The following is a 20,218-nucleotide window of genomic DNA, read 5'->3' on the forward strand; positions in this document are numbered from 1 at the left end:
ACAAACCGCAGGGAGCCTGAAATGAGCCTATTAGAAGAAAACCAGTCCACCGACCTCGAAAACATGGTCGGTCTTAGCCGTCGCGGCTTCATCAGCGCGGGTGCCCTGTGCGGCGCGGCGATGTTCCTCGGCGGCAACCTGCTGAGCCGCAGCGTGATGGCCGCCAGCGTCAGCGCCGGCAACAGCCAGTTGCTGGGCTTCGACAGCATTGCCGCCGCCACCAGCGACTCCATCACCCTGCCAGCGGGCTACAAGTCCTCGGTGCTGATCAGCTGGGGCCAGCCCCTGCACAAGGACGGGCCGGCGTTCGACCCGAGCGGCAACGGCAGCGCCGAACATCAGGAAGTCCAGTTCGGCGACAACAACGACGGCATGAGCCTGTTCGAATTTCCGGGCGAAAAAGACCGGGCGCTGATGGCGATCAACAACGAATACACCAACTACCGCTACCTCTACGCCCACGGCGGCATGCCGCAATCGGCGGAAGAAGTGCGCAAGGCACTGGCCTGCGAAGGCGTGTCGGTGATTGAAGTGCAGCGCAAGAGCGGCCAATGGCAATTCGTCCAGGGCTCGCGCTACAACCGCCGCATTCACGGCAACGCACCGATCAGCCTGAGCGGCCCGGCCGCCGGACATGCCCTGCTGAAAACCAGCGCCGATCCGCACGGCAAGAACGTCCTCGGCACGTTCCAGAACTGCGCCAACGGCAAGACGCCATGGGGCACCTATCTGACCTGTGAAGAGAACTTCACCGACTGCTTCGGCAGCAGCAACGCCGAGCAGAAATTCGACCCGGCGCAGAAGCGTTACGGCGTGGTGGCCACCAGCAAAGAAATCAACTGGCACCCGCACGACGAGCGCTTCGACATGGCGAAGAACCCCAACGAGCTCAACCGTCACGGCTGGGTGGTGGAGATCGATCCGTTCGATCCGAAATCGACGCCGGTCAAACGCACGGCCCTGGGGCGCTTCAAACACGAAAACGCCGCCTTGGCCGAAACCGGCGATGGCCATGCCGTGGTGTACATGGGCGACGACGAACGCGGTGAGTTCATCTACAAATTCGTCAGCCGCGATAAAATCGACCACAAAAACCCCAAGGCCAACCGCGACATTCTCGACCACGGCACCCTGTACGTGGCGCGTTTCGATGCGGGCGACGGCAACACCGATCACCCGAAAGGCCTGGGTGAATGGATCGAACTGACCCATGGCAAAAACGGCATCGACGCCAGCAGCGGTTTTGCCGATCAGGCCGATGTGCTGATCCACGCCCGTCTTGCCGCCAGTGTGGTGAAAGCCACGCGCATGGACCGCCCGGAGTGGATCGTGGTCAGCCCCAAGGACGGCCAGGTTTACTGCACGCTGACCAACAACGCCAAACGCGGCGAAGAAGGGCAACCGGTGGGCGGGCCAAACCCGCGCGAGAAGAACGTCTACGGGCAGATCCTGCGCTGGCGCACCGAGCGTGACGACCACGGCTCGAAAACTTTTGCCTGGGACCTGTTCGTCGTCGCCGGTAATCCGGGGGTTCACGCCGGCACACCAAAAGGCGGATCGTCGAATATCACGCCGCAAAACATGTTCAACAGCCCGGACGGTCTGGGCTTCGACAAGGCCGGACGCTTGTGGATTCTCACCGACGGCGATTCGAGCAACGCCGGAGACTTTGCCGGCATGGGCAACAACCAGATGCTCTGTGCCGACCCGGTAACCGGCGAGATTCGCCGCTTCATGGTTGGCCCGGTAGGTTGTGAAGTGACGGGGATCAGCTTCTCGCCGGATCAGAAAACCCTGTTTGTCGGGATTCAGCATCCGGGTGAAAACGGCGGTTCGACCTTCCCCGAGCACCTGCCCAATGGCAAGCCGCGCTCATCGGTGATGGCGATTACCCGGGAAGATGGCGGGATCGTCGGCGCCTGATCCGGCCTCTTCGCGGGCAAGCCCGCTCCCACATCTATGGATACCCCCATTTCTGCAATACTGTTTTTGATGCGTGTTTGGCTTGCTTTCATCTATCCGGCGTCTGGGTGGCGACCCTGCGCCTCGATGAGAATCGCGCCTGACGGCCCTTCATAGTGAAAAGGCTTTTTCAGCCTTGTGGGAGCCCAGGGTAGTCGTCAGGCCGGTTGACCGTTCACGTCATCTGTTATCCAGCATCGCAAAACCAGGTGGGTGGTGCTCGGGTGACAGCGAGGTCAAGCGTTCATCGCGCTTGGCCCCGCCTTGAATTCATCGTGGTGAGCGGCGATCGACCAGTCGATTCTCGCCAGCTTGTTGGCCAAGGCGCAGACCACACGGTTGGAATGATGGCGAGCCAGCAGCTGTCGGACCCAATCGGCCAGCGCTCCTGTCTGTCGTTCCAGCCCCATCAGATACACACGGGCGCACTGGATAAGCAGCCGTCTCTGATTTCGGTCTCCGCGTTTGCTGATGCCCAAAAGTACCGTCTTGTCGCCGGTGGAGTGTTGCTTGGGCACCAACCCAATCGAGGCTGAATAGTCTCGACCGCACTTGAACTGCTGACCGTTGCCCAACTCCGCAGCCAGGACGCTGGAGGTGATCGGACCTACGCAAGGAATTGTCATCAGGCGAGAAGCCAGATCATCTTCAGCGGCCTGGTGTTCAACCTGCTTGTCCAGTGCCTTGACCCGCCCGTCCAGATAATTGAAGTGGTCACGCAGTCCCAGCAGGATTTGTTTGATCTGCGCAGAAAATGAGCATTCCTCCAGCAGCGCTGGCAGTTCCTTGATGGCGTGAAAGCCTGGGGGCAGGCTGATACCGACCTCTAACAGACCGGCGTGAATCCGATTGACGCTGGCCGTACGCTCCTTGATGTAGGCGTCACGTTGCGAATTGAGCATGGCCAGCGCTTGTTGTGCTTCGGTTTTAGGGGACACAAAACGCATGGTCGGGCGACTCGCCGCCTCGCAAATCGCCATGGCATCGGCGAAGTCGTTCTTGTTGCTTTTTACGTAGGGACGCACGAGATGGGGGGCAATGAGCTTGGGCACATGCCCCCATTTTGCCGCTTCTCGCGCCATGTAGTGGGCGCCACCACAGGCCTCCATCGCCACCGTGCACGGTTCAAGGCTGGCCAGGTGCCTGGCCAGACCTGCGCGATTGAATTTCTTGTGGTAGAGCTCATGACCGCGATCATCTTGCGCATGCAGATGGAAGGTATGTTTCCCTAAATCGATAGCGACAATAGCAACGTTGTCCATGGTAATAGCCTCCGAAAGACACCCTGTGAAAGCTTAGAGAGCGATCACAGGGTGTGAGGGGGGGTAGCCATTTCATTAGGGAATCATGTAGTCCTTATGGGAGCGGGCTTGCTCCGGGCGGCGTTCCGACGAAGGCGTCAACCCAGACACCACACATCTCAAGCCCAACCACTAAAACCGCGCCGTCTGCGCTACCATGCCTGGCCGGACGCAGCAGCCTGCTGCGCGCAGGAGTCAGCATGGCCCACCCGTTTGAAACCCTTACGCCAGACCTCGTGCTCGATGCCGTCGAAAGCATCGGCTTTCTCAGCGACGCGCGCATCCTGGCGCTCAACAGCTACGAGAACCGCGTCTATCAGGTCGGTATCGAAGACGCCGAGCCGCTGATCGCCAAGTTCTACCGGCCGCAACGCTGGAGCAACGAGGCGATTCTGGAAGAGCACCAATTCACCGCCGAACTCGCCGACTGCGAGGTGCCGGTCGTGGCGCCGTTGATCCACAACGGTGAAACCCTGCACGAACACAACGGATTCCGTTTCACCCTGTTCCCCCGCCGTGGCGGCCGCGCGCCGGAGCCGGGCAACCTCGACCAACTGTATCGCCTGGGCCAGTTACTCGGACGCCTGCATGCGGTCGGCTCGACCCGGCCGTTCGAGCACCGTGAAGCGCTGGCGGTCAAAAACTTCGGCCATGACTCGCTGGCCACGTTGCTCGACGGCAACTTCATCCCCCGCAGCCTGCTGCCGGCCTACGAATCGGTGGCCCGCGATCTGCTCAAACGTGTGGAAGATGCCTACAGCAATACGCCGCACCAGAACATCCGCATGCATGGTGACTGTCACCCCGGCAACATGATGTGCCGCGACGAGATGTTCCATATCGTCGACCTCGATGACTGCCGCATGGGCCCGGCGGTACAGGACATCTGGATGATGCTCGCTGGCGATCGTCAGGATTGCCTGAGCCAGTTGTCGGAACTGATGGACGGCTACAACGAATTCCACGACTTCGACCCCCGTGAACTGGCGCTGATCGAACCGTTGCGCGCCTTGCGCCTGATGCACTACAGCGCCTGGCTCGCCCGTCGCTGGGAGGATCCGGCATTCCCCCGCAGTTTTCCGTGGTTCGGCACCGAGCGTTATTGGGGTGATCAGGTTTTGGCGTTGCGCGAGCAATGTGCTGCGCTTAACGAAGAGCCGCTTAAACTTTTCTGACTACACCCCCCTGTAGGAGCGAGCCTGCTCGCGAAAAACGCAAGGGCAGCGCGTTTACCCAGACAGCACGCGTTATCGTTGACGTCCATCGCGAGCAGGCTCGCTCCTACAGGTATCGATGTTCACAAATGTCCTACCTATTCAGTCAGGACATTCGCAGACAAATCTCCTTACAATCCCCTCTTTGTTAGCTGCCTAAGCAAGGATTCTGCATGCAAGCCGCCAACCCGCGTCGCGGGTACATTCTGGGCCTGAGTGCCTACATCATCTGGGGACTTTTCCCACTCTATTTCAAAGCCATCGCCAGCGTGCCGGCCGTGGAAATCATCATCCACCGGGTACTGTGGTCGGCGCTGTTCGGCGCCTTGTTGCTGATGGTCTGGAAGCATCCCGGCTGGTGGCGCGAACTGCGGGAAAACCCTCGGCGGCTGGCGATCCTGGCCCTGAGCGGTGCGCTGATCGCGGCCAACTGGCTGACCTACGTCTGGTCGGTGAACAACGGCCGCATGCTGGAGGCCAGCCTCGGTTACTACATCAACCCGTTGGTGAACGTATTGCTGGGCATGCTGATTCTTGGCGAACGGCTGCGGCGCATGCAATGGATTGCCGTCGGTCTGGCGGCTGTCGGTGTGGCGCAACAGGTCTGGCAAGTCGGCAGCCTGCCGTGGGTTTCACTGGTGCTGGCACTGACCTTCGGTTTCTATGGCCTGATTCGCAAGCAGGCGCCAGTCAAGGCGCTGCCGGGGCTGGTGGTGGAAACCTGGATGCTGGTGCCGATTGCCCTCGGCTGGTTACTGCTCAATCCGACGGCCAGCAGCGCCCAGGCCGAATTCTGGACCACTTCCCAAGCCTGGTGGCTGGTCGCCGCCGGCCCGATCACACTGGTGCCACTGGTCTGCTTCAACGCTGCTGCACGGCATTTGCCCTACACGACACTGGGGTTTCTCCAGTACCTGGCACCGACACTGGTGCTGCTGCAAGCGGTCCTGCTGTTTGGCGAGCACCTGTCGTCCAGCACCTTGGTAGCGTTCATGTTTATCTGGGCCGGCCTGGCGGTTTACAGCATCGATGCGTGGATAAGTTTGCGCCGCCGCAGCTGATCAAAAAACGTACAAAACTCTACAGGCCACGCCCCCCGTGGCCTGCATCGATCCTTCCCAAGGTTATCCACAGCGTGATCCCCGCCGTTTGTGCGCAAGTATCTGAAACTGCTGGTTTTTTGATCAGATCCTGGAGAACCGCGGTCGGCGTGGCCTGGCGGGGTGTCTCTACAGGTTATCCACAGGCCGGTGCACGTTTAACTTGGATAACCTGATCAGGGTTCACTGCGCAGCACCAATTCGACCATAAGGTCGTCAGCCAGGGTTTCCAGGCGCGACTGCAGCACGTCCAGCGACAGGGTCAGCGGGACCGCAAGAATCGCTTCGGCATGGAACAACGGCTCGCTGCTCATCGGTGCCGGGCGCACTTCGGTGACCAGCCGTTCCAGATTCACCCCCTGCTCGCTCAACAAGCGCGTGATGTCACGCACGATCCCCGGGCGATCATTGCCCACCAGTTCCATGGCAATCGGTTTCCAGGTGCAGGATTGTTCGATGCCGCTTTCAGCGATCAACACGCGAATGCCTTGGGCGGACAAGCCCTGCAAGGCATCGACCAATTCGTCGTAGGCCTCGGCCGGCACCCCCACTCGAAGAATCCCGGCGAACTGTCCCGCCATACGCGACATGCGACTTTCCAGCCAGTTGCCGCCGTGCTCGGCAATGCATTGGGCAATGCGCTCGACTTGCCCTGGCTTGTCCGGAGCAAAAACAGTGAGTACGAGGTGGTCCATGGCGCAGCCCTCTAGTCATGACTTTTGTTATAGAGAACCAAGTATAGGCAAGGGTTGGACCTGCGCCGACAGGTCAGGCGCCTTCGCGAGCAGGCTCGCTCCCACAAGGGTTGCGCGGGCCATTGTGGGAGCGAGCCTGCTCGCGAATGAAGGCACCGCCGATCTGACTGACCCGACAAATCGTGTACAACTTTTGATATTTAACTGGAACAATCCAATGGTTTTTTGAGAACATCACACTCCCCGACGTGACCGCAATGCGTCATGGGGTCGCAGAACGACGTAATTAGTCTAATTTTCACAACCGCAATTCATCATGTAGTATGCCGCAGCGCGCACTACATAACGTTGGATCGATGTCTGCCGCAGGCACGTTCGCAACCCTGAAAGCCCTGTCAGCAAGGCCCCAAGCCGTTGATTGGTCCCAACCCAGCCGCCTGTCATGGGCATGTACTGGTAGACGGGTTTGTGGTTTAAATGGCCAACGGCTTCATTGTTAATTTGAAGAGCTGAAAAGCGAAATAGCTGAGCAGAGTGAGGCAAGCAATGACTGAACACGTTCAAGTCGGTGGCCTGCAGGTCGCCAAAGTCCTGTTCGACTTCGTGAACAACGAAGCCATTCCCGGTACCGGCCTCACCGCCGATAAGTTCTGGGCCGGTACCGACAAGGTCATCCATGACCTGGCGCCGAAGAACAAAGCCCTACTCGCCAAACGCGATGATTTCCAGGCTCGTATCGATGGCTGGCACCAATCCCGCCAAGCTCTTGGGTCAGCCCAGGCGCACGACCCGAAGGCCTATAAAGCCTTCCTGCAAGAGATCGGTTATCTGCTGCCAGAAGCGGCCGATTTCCAGGCAACGACACAAAACGTCGATGACGAAATCGCCCGCATGGCCGGCCCACAGCTCGTGGTACCGGTCATGAACGCGCGCTTCGCGCTCAATGCCTCGAACGCCCGCTGGGGCTCGCTGTACGACGCGCTCTACGGCACCGACGCCATCAGCGAAGCCGACGGCGCGGAAAAAGGCAAAGGCTACAACAAGGTTCGCGGCGACAAGGTCATCGCCTTCGCCCGTGCCTTCCTCGACGAAGCGGCGCCTTTGGCGGCCGGCTCCCACGTCGACTCCACCGGCTACAAGATCGTCGACGGCAAACTGGTGGTCGCCCTTAAAGGTGGCAGCAACACCGGCCTGCGCAACGATGCGCAACTGATCGGCTTCCAGGGCGATGCCGCTGCACCGACCGCGATCCTGCTGAAAAACAACGGCCTGCATTTCGAAATCCAGGTCGACGCCAACACCCCGGTCGGCCAGACCGACGCGGCCGGCGTCAAAGACATCCTGATGGAAGCCGCGCTGACCACCATCATGGACTGCGAAGACTCGGTCGCCGCCGTCGATGCCGATGACAAAGTGGTGATCTACCGCAACTGGCTCGGCCTGATGAAGGGCGATCTGTCGGAAAACGTCGCCAAGGGCGGTCAGACCTTTACCCGTACCATGAACGCCGACCGCACCTACACCGCTGTCGACGGTAGCGAATTGAGCCTGCACGGTCGTTCGTTGCTGTTCGTGCGTAACGTCGGTCACCTGATGACCATCGACGCGATCCTCGACAAGGACGGCAACGAAGTGCCGGAAGGCATTCTCGATGGCCTGGTCACTTGCCTGGCATCGATGCACAACCTGAACGGCAACACGTCGCGCAAAAACACCCGCACCGGCTCTATCTACATCGTCAAGCCGAAGATGCACGGCCCGGAAGAAGCGGCGTTCACCAACGAGCTGTTCGGTCGCATCGAAGACGTGCTGGGCCTGCCACGCAACACCCTCAAAGTCGGGATCATGGACGAGGAGCGTCGTACCACGATCAACCTCAAGGCCTGCATCAAGGCAGCGAGTGAGCGTGTAGTGTTCATCAACACCGGTTTCCTCGACCGCACCGGCGATGAAATCCACACCTCCATGGAAGCCGGCCTGATGGTGCGCAAGGCGGACATGAAGGCGGAAAAATGGATCGGCGCCTACGAGAACTCCAACGTCGATATCGGCCTGAGCACCGGCCTGCAAGGTCGCGCACAGATCGGTAAAGGCATGTGGGCCATGCCTGACCTGATGGCAGCGATGCTCGAACAAAAAATCGCTCACCCGATGGCCGGTGCCAACACCGCCTGGGTACCATCGCCAACCGCTGCTGCCCTGCACGCGCTGCACTACCACAAGGTTGACGTGTTCGCCCGTCAGGCCGAACTGGCCAAACGTGCCCACGCTTCGGTGGACGACATCCTGACCATCCCGCTGGCGGTGAACCCGCAGTGGACCTTTGAGCAGATCAAGAACGAACTGGACAACAACTCACAGGGCATTCTTGGTTATGTTGTGCGCTGGATCGACCAGGGCGTTGGTTGTTCGAAAGTGCCTGACATCAACGACGTCGGCCTGATGGAAGACCGTGCAACGCTGCGTATTTCCAGCCAGCACATCGCCAACTGGCTGCGTCACGGTATCGTCACCGAAGACCAGGTCATGGAAAGCCTCAAGCGCATGGCGCCGGTGGTTGACCGGCAGAACGCCGGCGACGCGCTGTACCGTCCTCTGGCCCCGAACTTCGACAGCAACATCGCCTTCCAGGCGGCGGTCGAACTGGTGGTTGAAGGCACGAAGCAGCCGAATGGCTACACCGAGCCGGTCCTGCACCGTCGTCGTCGCGAGTTCAAGGCGAAGAACGGGTTGTAAACCAGCTCCCTCCACAGCAATCCCTCGGTTGAAAAGCCGGGGGATTTTTGTTTCTGCGACCTGCAAATGCAGAACTATCTCCTGAAACGCAACGCGTTTGCAGCGATGTGGCGGCCTATTCTCGATGCATTCATGAACAAGGCAATTCCAAGGACCGTGATGATGAGCGCAAACAGCTTTTCGCCACTAATGGGTTCGTCGAGTACATACCACGAGGTCAAGATACCCGATATCGGAACAATCACTGACAACGGTGCAACCTGGCTCGCCGGATACTTCTCAATCATTCGGTTCCACACCCAATACCCGAATACCGTCGCCACATAGGCCTGGAACAGGACAGATGCCAGCACTGGAGCAGTTATGTCCGTTAGCAACGACTGGAAAGGGGCTGCGCCCTTGACCCAGTAAGTCATCAGATATAGAGGCGGTGTTGCATACAGACTCGACCAAACGACAAAGGAAAATATATCAGCCACTTTGCTTCTCTTGACCAGCACATTGCAAAGACTCCAGAACAATGCGCCGAGCAGTACCAGAAAAAGCCCAAAGCTTTCGGCATCACCGTGTGTTACATGAGTAATGAACATCAGCCCCACCAACGCCATGAGAATGCCGGCCACTTGTATTGCCGTCATTTTCTCGCCAAACAGCAGTACTCCCCAGATGACCGTGAAAAAAGCACTGAACTGCAAGAGCAAAGATGTCACGCCGGCACTGACGCCAAGAAACATGCCGTAGTTCATCAGCCAACACATTCCGATACCAAACAACAAACCGTAGACGATAGTTACAAAAATACTGACACCTTTTGGTTTCGGGATGAAGAACACCAGTGGTAATGCACAGAAAGTAAAGCGCAACGCTGTCAATATGAACGGATCGATACCGTCAAGACTGATATCAATGACCGTAAAATTGCTGCCCCACATGACTGTCACACCGATAATAAGTACAAGATCGCGAAATTCAATTTTCTTTATCATATCGTCCTCATTGCGACACACAACCACACAATCCAGGAAGAGTAATGACCTTTGTCGGTATTTTATCCGCAGGAACTAGCCGCAGACTGAATATACGACGACCATCGGCATACTCAAGCCACTAAAAAGCGGAGTGCCAAACTGGTAACCCGGATAGTGCTACGACAGATTTTATTAAACCAAGTACAACATCAAATAGATGCCTGCATTGGTTTTCAAGAACCGAACGATATCTGATTAATCGAAAGAAGAAACAAGCTATTTGTGAGTAGCTTTTTCGCAGACCAACTAGATAAACTTAATTACAAGTTAAATTCACAAAAACAACTCGAACCTGCAACTAACAATTACAGGAGTCCAGTTATTTAATGCCCAATTCACGTTTTACCAATGTCAGCAGATGACTGGCATCGATCGGCTTGAGCAGAAAGTCCACCACGCTCAAATGCATTGCGGCGATCGCATCCTTCACGTCGGCGTCACCCGAGACAATGATGATCGGCAATGCCGCCCTTACCGATTCGCGTACCTGACGGATCAGTTCCAAACCGTCAACGCCGCCCATCCGCAGATCGGTGATAAGTAAACCGATCGAGGGCTTTTTGATCTCTGCCTCGGTCACCAGGATCTTGAGTGCCGCTTCGCCACTGGCCGCCGTCAGGCAGCGAATGCCCTCTAACGCAAGGATCTCTGACAGCAGCTTCCGGGCGTCTTTATCGTCGTCGACGATCAGCACCCGTTGCAGCGGCAGGTCAGGCTCCAGCATGACGGCACTGAGCGCTTCGCGCTCGGCGTCACTCAAAATATCGTGGTCGGACATGGCTTTCCCTATATGTTCAATTCATTTCCCTTGCACAGTGCTGAGACATCGCTGAGCAGACCACCAATGTGCACTTCGTCGGATATTTTTCCAATAGCAGAATAGAGCGGTTTTTCTCGCAGTTGCGTAAGGTATTTCCGACATTCCATCACCCTGATTGCCTACCTAGACTTACGTCCAATGGGCACCCCGGCCACAGGGGTCGACCATGTCTGGGTCATCCGACTACAACAATTCAAAAAAGACTGCGGTAATGGTTATGAGTAAAGCGGACGCCTTCACACAGGCAGGGAAAACCGCGGTGTTGCAGAACATCCAGGGCACGTTGCAATTCCTTCAGCGCTTCCCGCCCTTCAACCAAATGGAACACGCTCACCTGGCGTATCTGGTCGAGCAATGTCAGCTGCGTTTTTACGCCCCCGGCGAGAGCATCATCAAACCCGCCGACGGCCCGGTCGAGCACTTCTATATCGTCAAGCAAGGCCGGGTCGTGGGCGAGCGTCCGCACACGGCAAAAGGTGGCACCGAAACGGTCTTCGAGATCACCACCGGCGAGTGTTTCCCCCTCGCGGCGTTGCTGGGTGAACGGGCGACCCGCACCGAGCACCTGGCCGGCGAGGACACCTTCTGCCTGCAACTGAACAAGCCGGCGTTCATCCGCCTGTTTTCGCTATCGGACACCTTCCGCAACTTCGCCCTGCGCTGCGTCAGCAGCCTGCTGGATCAGGTCAACCAGCAAGTGCAGCAAAAAGCCGTGGAAACCCTGGGCACCCAATATTCGCTCAATACCCGACTGGGCGAATTGGCCATGCGCCACCCGGTAACGTGCGGCCCGCAGACGCCGTTGCGCGAAGCCGTGACGTTGATGCATGAACAGCAAGTCGGCAGCATCGTGGTGGTCGACGAACACAAGGCGCCACTGGGGATTTTCACCCTGCGCGACCTGCGTCAGACCGTGGCCAACGGCAGCAGTGATTTCAACGAAGCCATCGAAGGGCACATGACCCGGGCACCGTTTTTCCTGTCGCCGGATCACAGTGCATTCGACGCGGCGATTGCCATGACCGAGCGTCACATCGCCCATGTCTGTCTGGTCAAGGACCAACGCTTGTGCGGCGTGGTTTCCGAGCGCGATCTGTTTTCCCTGCAACGGGTCGACCTGGTGCACCTGGCGCGCACTATCCGCAATGCCCAGAAAGTGGAAAACCTGGTGGCGCTGCGGGGCGAAATCGGTCAACTGGTCGAGCGCATGCTGGCCCACGGCGCGTCTTCGACGCAGATCACCCACATCATCACCTTGCTCAACGACCACACTGTGTGCCGGGTGATTGAACTGACCCTCGCTGAAAAAGGCGACCCCGGCGTGCCGTTCAGTTGGCTGTGTTTCGGCAGTGAAGGCCGTCGCGAGCAGACCCTGCACACCGATCAGGACAACGGCATTTTGTTCGAAGCCAGGGACGCGGCCCATGCCGCCGAGATTCGCGGCAAGCTGCTGCCCATTGCCCAGCAGATCAACCAGAGCCTGGCGCTGTGCGGCTTCACCTTGTGCAAGGGCAATATCATGGCCGGCAACCCCGAGCTGTGCCTGTCCCGAGCCGAATGGGCGCGGCGCTTTGCGGCGTTTATCCGCGAGGCAACCCCGGAGAACCTGCTGGGTTCGAGCATCTACTTCGATTTGCGCGTGGTCTGGGGCAGCGAGCAAGGCTGTGAGCAGTTGCGTCGGGGCATTCTCGACCAGGTCGGCGACAACCGTTTGTTCCAGCGCATGATGGCCGAGAATGCGCTGCGCAATCGCCCGCCCGTAGGACGTTTCCGCGAGTTCGTGCTGGCGCGCAAAAATGGCGAGAAGGCCACCCTGGACCTGAAGATCCAGGGCCTGGCACCCTTTGTCGACGGCGCCCGGTTGCTGGCCCTGGTCCACGGTATCGAAGCGAACAACACGCTGGAGCGTTTTCGCCAGTTGGTCGACAAGGAGGTCATCGATCCCTTGGACGGTGCCGCGTACGAAGAGGCCTATCACTTCATCCAGCAGACCCGCATGCAGCAGCATCAACTACAGACCCGGGAGAATTTTCCTTACTCGAATCGGGTCGATCCCGACAGCCTCAATCATCTGGACCGACGCATCCTGCGTGAGTCCCTGCGCCAGGCACAACGCCTGCAAAGCAGCCTGGCCTTGCGGTATCAGTTATGAGCCTGTTTTCGTGGCTGCGCCCGCCGAGTCCCACCCTGCCAGCCCACCTGCAACATCGGCTGGAGCAATTACCGACAGCGGCCGACCTGGCGCAGTGCAGCCTGCGCGAGCAGCGCTGGGTGGTGCTCGATCTGGAAACCACCGGCCTGAACCTGAACAAGGACCACGTGTTGTCCATCGGCGCGGTGGTGATCGAGGACGGGGCCATCGACTTTCGCCAGCAGTTCGAACGCACCCTGCAATATCCGCAAGTGAAACTCGGCCCCAGCGTGCTGATCCACGGCATTGGCCCCAGCGCCATTGCGGCGGGCAGCGACCCGGCAGAAGCGCTGCTTGATCTGATGGAGTACATCGGGGACAGTCCGGTGCTGGCCTTCCACGCGCCGTTTGACCAGCACATGCTCGGCCGTGCGCTGAAAGATCACTTGGGTTTCAAGTTGCAGCATCCGTTTCTGGACGTGGCGGACATTGCGCCGCTGCTATGCCCCCAGGCACACATTCGCGAGGCCGGACTGGACGATTGGATCGACTGGTTCAAGCTCGAAGTCTTCGAGCGCCACCACGCCAGCGCCGACGCCCTGGCCACCGCCGAACTGATGCTGATCCTGTTCAGCCGCGCGCGGCAGCAGCAGATTCATAGCCCATTGAATTTGCAACAGCGCTTGAATCAGTGGAAGCGCCGGCAGCAGGCTCCATCCTTTTGACCTATACGCAATCCCTGTAGGAGCGAGCCTGCTCGCGAAAAATCATCTGACACCTCGGTCTTGCCAGAAAAACGTGTCACCGTTGACGATTTTCGCGAGCAGGCTCGCTCCTACGGGGGCTGTCGCCTAATTCCCACCCGACCAACGCCAATTGCTTACCTCCTTCGCCTCTGCCACAATCGCGAATAATTCTCGTTAGTTAATATTTCCCAATCGGTGATGCGGCGTGTCGTCAGTCCCAAGCCCTCAAAGTGAGCTCGTCGGTGAGTTATATCGCGACCATCGCGGTTGGCTATTGGCCTGGCTTCGACGCAACGTCGCCTGCCCACAACGGGCCGAAGACCTGAGCCAGGACACTTTCGTACGCTTGCTGGGCCGTGAGGAACTGAAGGTGCCGCGCGAGCCGCGGGCGTTTCTGGTGGCGATTGCCAAGGGCCTGCTGTTCGATTATTTCCGTCGTGCCGCGCTGGAACAGGCCTACCTCACCGAGCTGATGCTGATTCCCGAAGCCGAACAACCGTCGGCGGAAGAACAGCAAATGATCCTCGAAGACCTGAAAAACATCGACCGCTTGCTCGGCAAGCTTTCCAGCAAGGCCCGGGCGGCGTTCCTCTACAACCGTCTCGACGGCCTCGGCCACGCAGAAATCGCCGAGCGCCTCGGTGTGTCGGTGCCGCGGGTGCGCCAGTACCTGGCCCAAGGCATTCGCCAGTGCTACATCGCACTGTATGGTGAGCCGACATGAATCCGCTCAGTTCCAAACCGGTATCGGCCAACGTGCTGGACGCGGCGATTGCCTGGCAGCTGTCCATGGACTTCGCCAACCCGGTAGAGCGCGAAGAGTTCGCCAAGTGGCACGCGGCCCACGAAGAGCACGCCCGCGCCTGGCGCCAGCTGGGCATGCTCGACCAGCGTTTCAGCGTGGCCAGCGGCCCGGTCCGCACTGCCTTGCTGCAATCGCGCGAAGGCATTCGCCGGCGAGTGCGCAAGCTTGGCAACGGTGTCGCCAGTATCGTTGCCGTGATCGGCCTGGCCCTGTTCGCCGGGGATCGTTACCTGCCGATCGACTATTGGCTGGCCGACCAGCGCACCGCCGTTGGCGAGCAGCGCACCTTGCGCCTGGCTGACGGCACGCTGATCAATCTCAACACCCGCAGCGCGCTGGATGTGCGTTTCGATGAAAAGCAGCGGCGCATCGTGCTCCAGGAAGGCGAAATCCTGGTTGAAACCGGCCATGGCGATTCCCGGCCGTTCATCGTCGAAACCCGCGAAGGCAGCATGCGTGCGCTGGGGACGCGGTTTCTGGTCAAGCGCGAGGAAGACGGAACGCGTTTGAGCGTCTTGCAGTCGGCGGTAGCGGTTCACCCTGAGTCCAACCCTGATGAACAGATTCTGCGCGAAGGCCAGCAGGTACTGATCCGCAACAACCGCCTGGGCCCGGTTCTGGCCGTCAACCTCGGCGCGGATGCCTGGACCCGCGGCATGCTCGTGGTGGACAAGACGCGGCTGGAAGATCTGGTGCATGAAATCGGCCGCTATCGAAACGGTTACGTCGGGGTCGCGCCGGAAGTGGCCGACCTGCGCATCACCGGCAGCTTCCCGCTGCGCGACACCGACCTGGCACTCAACGCCCTGCTGCCGACCCTGCCGGTGCAGATCGAACAGCACACGCAATGGTGGGTAAAGGTCGTGGCCAAGGCCGAAACCAAGCCCTGAACCCGCACACAGCCCCCTCGCCACAAAATGCGCATGCCTGAAGTTCCTCGATGCTTATTGAATAACTGAATCGAAATTATTTTCATCCAGCCCTATCACTTTTTGATTTTCGTTCGGCACACAGGCAATTGAGAAATGTTTCCATTCAGGAGCCGCTGTATGCCTCGTTCGCTAGACTCCCTGTTGCGCCGCAGTTTGCTGGCAGTCGCCATTGCCCTTTGCACCCCTTTGGCCAGCAGCCAACTGGTCGCCGCTGAACAGGTGTCCAGCGTCCGCGCCTACAACTTGCCGGCCGCGCCGTTGACCAGCACCCTGAACCAGATCGCCAGCCAGGCCGGTTTGGCCTTGTCATTTAATCCATCCCTGGCCGCGGGCAAAACCTCGGCGCCAGTCAAAGGCCAGTTCGATGCCGCTGGCGCCCTGCGCGAAGCCCTGCGTGGTACCGGCCTGCAACTGGAGCAGAGCAGTGCGGGCACCTACAGCCTGGTGGCCGTGCCCGAGGGCGTGATGGCCCTGCCGGCCACCAGCGTGATCGGCGTGGAAGACTCTGAAAGCGCCTGGGGCCCGGTACAGGGCTACCTGGCCAAGCGCACCGCCGCCGGCACCAAGACCGACACCGCGCTGGTCGAGGCACCGCGTTCGATTTCGGTCGTCACTCGTGAGCAGATGGACGGCCGCAACGCGCACACCCTCGATGATGCCGTGCGCTACTTACCGGGCATCACCGCCAGCAGTTTCGGCAGCGACACCCGCTCCGACTGGTTGCGCGTGCGGGGTTTCGAACCGACTCAATTCCTCGACGGCCTGCCACTGCCAAAAGGTGTGTACTCCAACCCGAAACAGGAAACCTGGAACCTCGACCGACTGGCGCTGCTGCGCGGCCCGGCCTCCTCGGTGTACGGACAGACCCCGCCGGGCGGCCTGCTGGACATGGTCAGCCGTCGCCCAAGCGCGGAAGCCAGCAGCGAGATCCAGCTGCAATACGGCAGCGACAATCATCGCCAGATCAACTTCGCCAGCACCGGCAAGATCGACGACGAAGGCCAGTTCCTGTACAGCCTCAGCGGCGTGCTGCGCGACGGCGGCACGCCCATCGACCACATCGATGACAAGCGCTACAACATTGCGCCAAGCCTGACCTGGAACATCGACGAAGACACCAGGTTCACCCTGCTCACGCAGTTCACTCGTGACGATACCGGTATCACCAGTCAGTTCTATCCGATCCAGGGCACCAAGATCGACATGCCGTTCGGAGAGATCTCCCACCACAAGAACCTGGGTGATCCGAACTACGACTTCTACGACCGCACCTACTACGCGCTGGGTTATGCCTTCGAACACCGCTTGAACGATGTCTGGCAGTTCCGGCAGAACCTGCGCTATACCAAGTCGGAGCTGTCGTTCCAGGCCGTGACCGTCAACAGCTACAACCCTGACTTTGCCGAGTTCGGGTTTGTCGTCGACGATCAAGGCAACACCGGCCGTGGCACCACCAATGTCGACGAAGACATCGCCCAGTTCGCCGTGGACAACAACCTCCAGGGCGACTTCGTCACCGGCGACGTCAGTCACACCTTGCTGATCGGCCTGGACCACCAGCGCAACACCACCAACTACCTCTCGATCTTCGGCACCGCGCCGGGCATCAACGTCAACGACCCGATCTATGGCTTGCCGATCACCCGTCCGCCACGCTCCACGGCGTTCTACGACTACGAGCAGAAGACCCAGCAGACCGGCCTGTACATCCAGGACCAGATGGCCTTCGACCAATGGCGCCTGACCCTTGGCGGCCGTGAAGACTGGGTCCACACCGGCACCACGTTCTTCAACAAGGGCGATGCCACCAACACCGAACGCGACAAGAACTTCAGCGGCAACGCGGCGATCAGCTACGTGTTCGACTCGGGCTTCGTGCCCTACCTGTCCTACGCCGAGTCGTTCCAGCCGACCAGCAATGCCGTCGCCTCGCCGACCGAGTCGTTCAAGCCAACCGAAGGCAAGCAATGGGAACTGGGGATCAAGTACCAGCCACCGGGCAGCAACACGCTGTTGACGGCGGCTGTGTATGACCTGACCCAGAAAAATGTTTCCGTCACCAACAACGTAGGCAACGTGACAGTCACCAGCCAGACCGGCGAAGTGAAAGTCAAAGGTCTGGAGCTGGAAGCCGTTTCCGACGTGACTGATAACCTCAAGGTTACCGCTGCCTACACCCTGGCCAAATCCGAAGTGCAAGAAGGCATTTACAAGGGCAATCGCCTGCAACTGATGCCTAACCAACAAGCGTCGGTGTGGGGCGACTACACCTGGCACAACGGCGTGCTGGATGGCCTCGGCATCGGCGCTGGCGCACGCTATACCGGCAATACCTATGGCGACCAGGCCAACACATGGCTGGGCAAGGCCGGCGCCTACACGGTGTTCGACGCGGTGGTTCACTACGACCTCGGTCGCCTGGACAACAGCCTCAAAGGCGCTTCGCTGGCCGTTAACGCCACCAACCTGTTCGACAAGGACTACATCTCGACTTGCGACAGCTTCTACTGCTACTACGGCGACCAGCGCAGTGTCGTCGCAAGTGCAACCTACAAGTGGTAACGCTCTGAGCTGACACGCCCAATGACCAGGCCGTCCTTTGTAGACGGCTTTGGTTTTTCTGAAGGCTATGAAATGAAAAGTAAAACAATTCGCCACTGGTCCGCTATTCATACCTGGACCAGCCTGATTTGTACGGTGTTCCTGTTGCTGCTGGCACTGACCGGCCTGCCGTTGATCTTTCACCACGAGATCGACCACTTGCTGGGCGATGCGCCTGAAGTGAAGGAAATGCCGGTGGACACCCCGCACCTGAATTTGCAGCAGTTGGTGGAAGCCGCCGAGAAGCATCGCCCCGGTGAAGTCATGCAGTATTTCGGCTTCGAGGAGGATGAGCCCAACGCGGTGCTGACCATCATGGCCGCGACCGCAGGCACCGAGCCGAATTCGTCCCACACCTTCATGCTCGACGCCCGTACCGGCGAAGCGCTGGAGACGCCATCGGCCAACGGCGGTTTCATGATGGCCATGCTGCGCCTGCACGTGGACATGTTTGCCGGGCTACCGGGCAAGTTGCTGCTGGCGTTCATGGGGATTCTGTTCGTGGTGGCGATCGTTTCCGGCACGGTGTTGTACTTGCCGTTCATGCGCCGCTTGAAATTCGCCACCGTGCGCCAGGACAAATCCACGCGCCTGCGCTGGCTCGACCTGCATAACCTGATCGGCGTCGTGACCTTGACCTGGGCTTTGGTGGTGGGCGTGACGGGCGTAATCAGTGCCTGCGCCGACCTGATCATTGCCGCCTGGCGCAACGACAGCCTGAGCGCGATGGTCGCGCCGTACCGCGATGCGCCACCGCTGACACAACTGGCGCCCGCCAACCGTTTGCTCGACATCGCCAAGGACGTCGCGCCAGGCATGCAGCCGGACTTCATCGCCTTCCCCGGCACGCGGTTTTCCAGCGAGCACCATTACGCGGTGTTCATGAAAGGCAGCACGCACCTGACCTCACATCTACTGACACCCGTGTTGATCGACGCCCGCACCCTGCAAGTCACCGCCGTGGCCGAACGACCGTGGTACATGGACGCCATGGGCATGTCGCAGCCACTGCACTTCGGTGACTACGGCGGCATGCCGATGAAGATCCTCTGGGCGACCCTGGATGTGCTGACCATCATCGTGCTCGGCAGCGGGGTCTACCTGTGGGTGGTACGGCGCAAGGCTGCCAGGCCGGTGCTGGAAAAAGCGGAGAGCGTGGCATGAAGCCCCGGCAGTCGAATTTCTGGAAAGTGTTTGCCATTCCGACCGTCATCGCGGTACTCAGCGCGGCAGGCTTGTTTGCCGCGTTGCTCGGGGATGGTGTGTGGGATTCGCTGAGCTGGTTGGGGCTGGGCATCCCAGCCGTGCTAGCCCTACGCGGCCTCCTGCAACGCCGCTGCCCCCTGTAGGAGCGAGCCTGCTCGCGATAGCGGTCTGTCAGCCAGCATTGATGTTGAATGTCAGGCCGCCATCGCGAGCAGGCTCACTCCTACAAAGGTGTTTGCCATCTTGAGCTATCGCTCCAACACGCTATGCTGCCCGACACTGCCACCGATCGAGACGCTGCCATGTCCGCCCCGAGCATGACCCTGTACCACAACCCGCTTTCCCCCTTCGTCCGTAAAGTCATGGTGCTGCTGCACGAAACCGGCCAGCAGAACCGCGTGGCGTTGCAGACCAGCGTGCTCACCCCGGTCAACCCTGACTTGACCCTGATCGAAGATAACCCGCTGAGCAAAATCCCGGCACTGCGCCTGGCCGACGGCAACATCATCCACGACAGCCGGGTCATCCTCGACTACCTCGACCACCAGCACGTCGGTAACCCGCTGATCCCCCGCGAAGGCTCGGCCCGCTGGCGCCGACTGACCCTCGCGTCGCTGGCCGACGGGATCATGGACGCGGCTGTGTTGGTGCGCTACGAAACCGCCCTGCGCGCCCCGGAAAAACACTGGGACGAATGGCTCGACGGCCAGCGCGACAAGATCCGTCGTGCCCTGGCATTGCTGGAAAAGGACGCGATTGCCGAGCTGACCTGCCACTTCGACGTGGCCGCGATCAGCGTGGCTTGCGCACTGGGTTACTTGGACCTGCGCCATCCGGATCTGGATTGGCGCACAGCGAATCCGCAACTTGCGGCGTGGTATTTCGAGGTGAGTCAGCGACCTTCGATGATCGCGACGATGCCGAAGGTTTAAGCCTTCAAA

General features: G+C 59.6%; 16 protein-coding genes. 12 read left to right on the top strand and 4 right to left on the bottom strand.

Annotation, left to right across the window (positions count from 1 at the left end):
* Positions 1–21: 21 nt before the first annotated feature.
* A complete protein-coding gene (locus AC3ITY_RS30170; protein ID WP_489306525.1) occupies positions 22–1,923 on the top strand; it encodes a PhoX family protein in 1,902 nt (633 codons plus the stop codon).
* A gap of 275 nt (positions 1,924–2,198) precedes the next feature.
* On the opposite strand, the gene AC3ITY_RS30175 is transcribed toward AC3ITY_RS30170, so the two are convergent.
* Positions 2,199–3,224, bottom strand: a complete 1,026-nt coding sequence (locus tag AC3ITY_RS30175; RefSeq protein WP_489306526.1) for an IS110 family RNA-guided transposase — start codon at positions 3,222–3,224, stop codon at positions 2,199–2,201.
* Positions 3,225–3,463: 239 nt separating this feature from the next.
* Here AC3ITY_RS30175 and AC3ITY_RS30180 point away from each other — a divergent pair, with 239 nt between their 5' ends.
* Both AC3ITY_RS30180 and rarD read left to right on the top strand, forming a co-directional pair.
* The gene (locus AC3ITY_RS30180) at positions 3,464–4,438 is read left to right on the top strand and encodes a serine/threonine protein kinase (protein ID WP_477753023.1); all 975 of its coding nucleotides are present in this window, start codon (positions 3,464–3,466) and stop codon (positions 4,436–4,438) included.
* A 212-nt stretch (positions 4,439–4,650) separates the two neighbouring features.
* A complete protein-coding gene (rarD, locus tag AC3ITY_RS30185) occupies positions 4,651–5,538 on the top strand; it encodes an EamA family transporter RarD (RefSeq protein ID WP_046039417.1) in 888 nt (295 codons plus the stop codon).
* A gap of 215 nt (positions 5,539–5,753) precedes the next feature.
* Here the strand turns inward: rarD and AC3ITY_RS30190 are convergent, their stop codons facing one another.
* On the bottom strand, positions 5,754–6,272 hold the full coding sequence (locus AC3ITY_RS30190) for a glycine cleavage system transcriptional repressor (protein ID WP_130210220.1): 519 nt from the start codon (positions 6,270–6,272) through the stop codon (positions 5,754–5,756).
* 546 nt (positions 6,273–6,818) lie between these two features.
* Here AC3ITY_RS30190 and AC3ITY_RS30195 point away from each other — a divergent pair.
* Complete coding sequence (locus AC3ITY_RS30195) at positions 6,819–9,008, top strand: malate synthase G (protein WP_489306528.1); 2,190 nt, start codon at positions 6,819–6,821, stop codon at positions 9,006–9,008.
* A 74-nt stretch (positions 9,009–9,082) separates the two neighbouring features.
* On the opposite strand, the gene AC3ITY_RS30200 is transcribed toward AC3ITY_RS30195, so the two are convergent.
* Complete coding sequence (locus AC3ITY_RS30200) at positions 9,083–9,994, bottom strand: EamA family transporter (RefSeq protein ID WP_489306529.1); 912 nt, start codon at positions 9,992–9,994, stop codon at positions 9,083–9,085.
* 361 nt (positions 9,995–10,355) lie between these two features.
* Complete coding sequence (locus AC3ITY_RS30205) at positions 10,356–10,814, bottom strand: response regulator (RefSeq protein WP_489306530.1); 459 nt, start codon at positions 10,812–10,814, stop codon at positions 10,356–10,358.
* Positions 10,815–11,067: 253 nt separating this feature from the next.
* Between AC3ITY_RS30205 and AC3ITY_RS30210 the strand changes: the two genes are divergently transcribed.
* From AC3ITY_RS30210 to AC3ITY_RS30245, 8 genes are all read left to right on the top strand, one after another.
* Entirely contained in the window at positions 11,068–13,008 is a 1,941-nt protein-coding gene (locus AC3ITY_RS30210; RefSeq protein WP_489306531.1) for a putative nucleotidyltransferase substrate binding domain-containing protein, read from the top strand.
* Positions 13,005–13,712, top strand: coding sequence for a 3'-5' exonuclease (locus AC3ITY_RS30215; RefSeq protein WP_489306532.1), 708 nt, complete (start codon positions 13,005–13,007; stop codon positions 13,710–13,712). The genes AC3ITY_RS30210 and AC3ITY_RS30215 overlap by 4 nt, the downstream gene beginning before the upstream one ends.
* Before the next feature lie 226 nt (positions 13,713–13,938).
* Complete coding sequence (locus AC3ITY_RS30220) at positions 13,939–14,457, top strand: RNA polymerase sigma factor (RefSeq protein ID WP_489306533.1); 519 nt, start codon at positions 13,939–13,941, stop codon at positions 14,455–14,457.
* Positions 14,454–15,428: a FecR domain-containing protein gene (locus AC3ITY_RS30225; protein ID WP_489306534.1), complete on the top strand. Its 975-nt coding sequence runs from the start codon at positions 14,454–14,456 to the stop codon at positions 15,426–15,428. Before AC3ITY_RS30220 ends, AC3ITY_RS30225 begins: the two co-directional genes overlap by 4 nt.
* A gap of 159 nt (positions 15,429–15,587) precedes the next feature.
* Complete coding sequence (locus AC3ITY_RS30230) at positions 15,588–18,032, top strand: TonB-dependent siderophore receptor (protein ID WP_489306535.1); 2,445 nt, start codon at positions 15,588–15,590, stop codon at positions 18,030–18,032.
* A gap of 72 nt (positions 18,033–18,104) precedes the next feature.
* Positions 18,105–19,235 (top strand): PepSY-associated TM helix domain-containing protein, encoded by a 1,131-nt coding sequence (locus tag AC3ITY_RS30235; protein WP_489306536.1) that lies wholly within the window; start codon positions 18,105–18,107, stop codon positions 19,233–19,235.
* Positions 19,232–19,420 (top strand): hypothetical protein, encoded by a 189-nt coding sequence (locus tag AC3ITY_RS30240; protein WP_489306537.1) that lies wholly within the window; start codon positions 19,232–19,234, stop codon positions 19,418–19,420. The genes AC3ITY_RS30235 and AC3ITY_RS30240 overlap by 4 nt, the downstream gene beginning before the upstream one ends.
* Before the next feature lie 159 nt (positions 19,421–19,579).
* Entirely contained in the window at positions 19,580–20,209 is a 630-nt protein-coding gene (locus AC3ITY_RS30245; protein WP_347909488.1) for a glutathione S-transferase family protein, read from the top strand.
* The last annotated feature ends 9 nt before the right edge of the window (positions 20,210–20,218 follow it).

The sequence above is a fragment of the Pseudomonas sp. GL_091 genome (assembly GCF_057837725.1).

What these genes read in the sequence shown, in the direction of transcription:
- AC3ITY_RS30170 (WP_489306525.1), top strand. Translation starts at nt 22, where the DNA reads ATGAGCCTATTAGAAGAAAACCAGTCCACCGACCTCGAAAACATGGTC.
- AC3ITY_RS30175 (WP_489306526.1), bottom strand. Translation starts at nt 3,224, where the DNA reads ATGGACAACGTTGCTATTGTCGCTATCGATTTAGGGAAACATACCTTC.
- AC3ITY_RS30180 (WP_477753023.1), top strand. Translation starts at nt 3,464, where the DNA reads ATGGCCCACCCGTTTGAAACCCTTACGCCAGACCTCGTGCTCGATGCC.
- rarD (WP_046039417.1), top strand. Translation starts at nt 4,651, where the DNA reads ATGCAAGCCGCCAACCCGCGTCGCGGGTACATTCTGGGCCTGAGTGCC.
- AC3ITY_RS30190 (WP_130210220.1), bottom strand. Translation starts at nt 6,272, where the DNA reads ATGGACCACCTCGTACTCACTGTTTTTGCTCCGGACAAGCCAGGGCAA.
- AC3ITY_RS30195 (WP_489306528.1), top strand. Translation starts at nt 6,819, where the DNA reads ATGACTGAACACGTTCAAGTCGGTGGCCTGCAGGTCGCCAAAGTCCTG.
- AC3ITY_RS30200 (WP_489306529.1), bottom strand. Translation starts at nt 9,994, where the DNA reads ATGATAAAGAAAATTGAATTTCGCGATCTTGTACTTATTATCGGTGTG.
- AC3ITY_RS30205 (WP_489306530.1), bottom strand. Translation starts at nt 10,814, where the DNA reads ATGTCCGACCACGATATTTTGAGTGACGCCGAGCGCGAAGCGCTCAGT.
- AC3ITY_RS30210 (WP_489306531.1), top strand. Translation starts at nt 11,068, where the DNA reads ATGGTTATGAGTAAAGCGGACGCCTTCACACAGGCAGGGAAAACCGCG.
- AC3ITY_RS30215 (WP_489306532.1), top strand. Translation starts at nt 13,005, where the DNA reads ATGAGCCTGTTTTCGTGGCTGCGCCCGCCGAGTCCCACCCTGCCAGCC.
- AC3ITY_RS30225 (WP_489306534.1), top strand. Translation starts at nt 14,454, where the DNA reads ATGAATCCGCTCAGTTCCAAACCGGTATCGGCCAACGTGCTGGACGCG.
- AC3ITY_RS30230 (WP_489306535.1), top strand. Translation starts at nt 15,588, where the DNA reads ATGCCTCGTTCGCTAGACTCCCTGTTGCGCCGCAGTTTGCTGGCAGTC.
- AC3ITY_RS30235 (WP_489306536.1), top strand. Translation starts at nt 18,105, where the DNA reads ATGAAAAGTAAAACAATTCGCCACTGGTCCGCTATTCATACCTGGACC.
- AC3ITY_RS30240 (WP_489306537.1), top strand. Translation starts at nt 19,232, where the DNA reads ATGAAGCCCCGGCAGTCGAATTTCTGGAAAGTGTTTGCCATTCCGACC.
- AC3ITY_RS30245 (WP_347909488.1), top strand. Translation starts at nt 19,580, where the DNA reads ATGTCCGCCCCGAGCATGACCCTGTACCACAACCCGCTTTCCCCCTTC.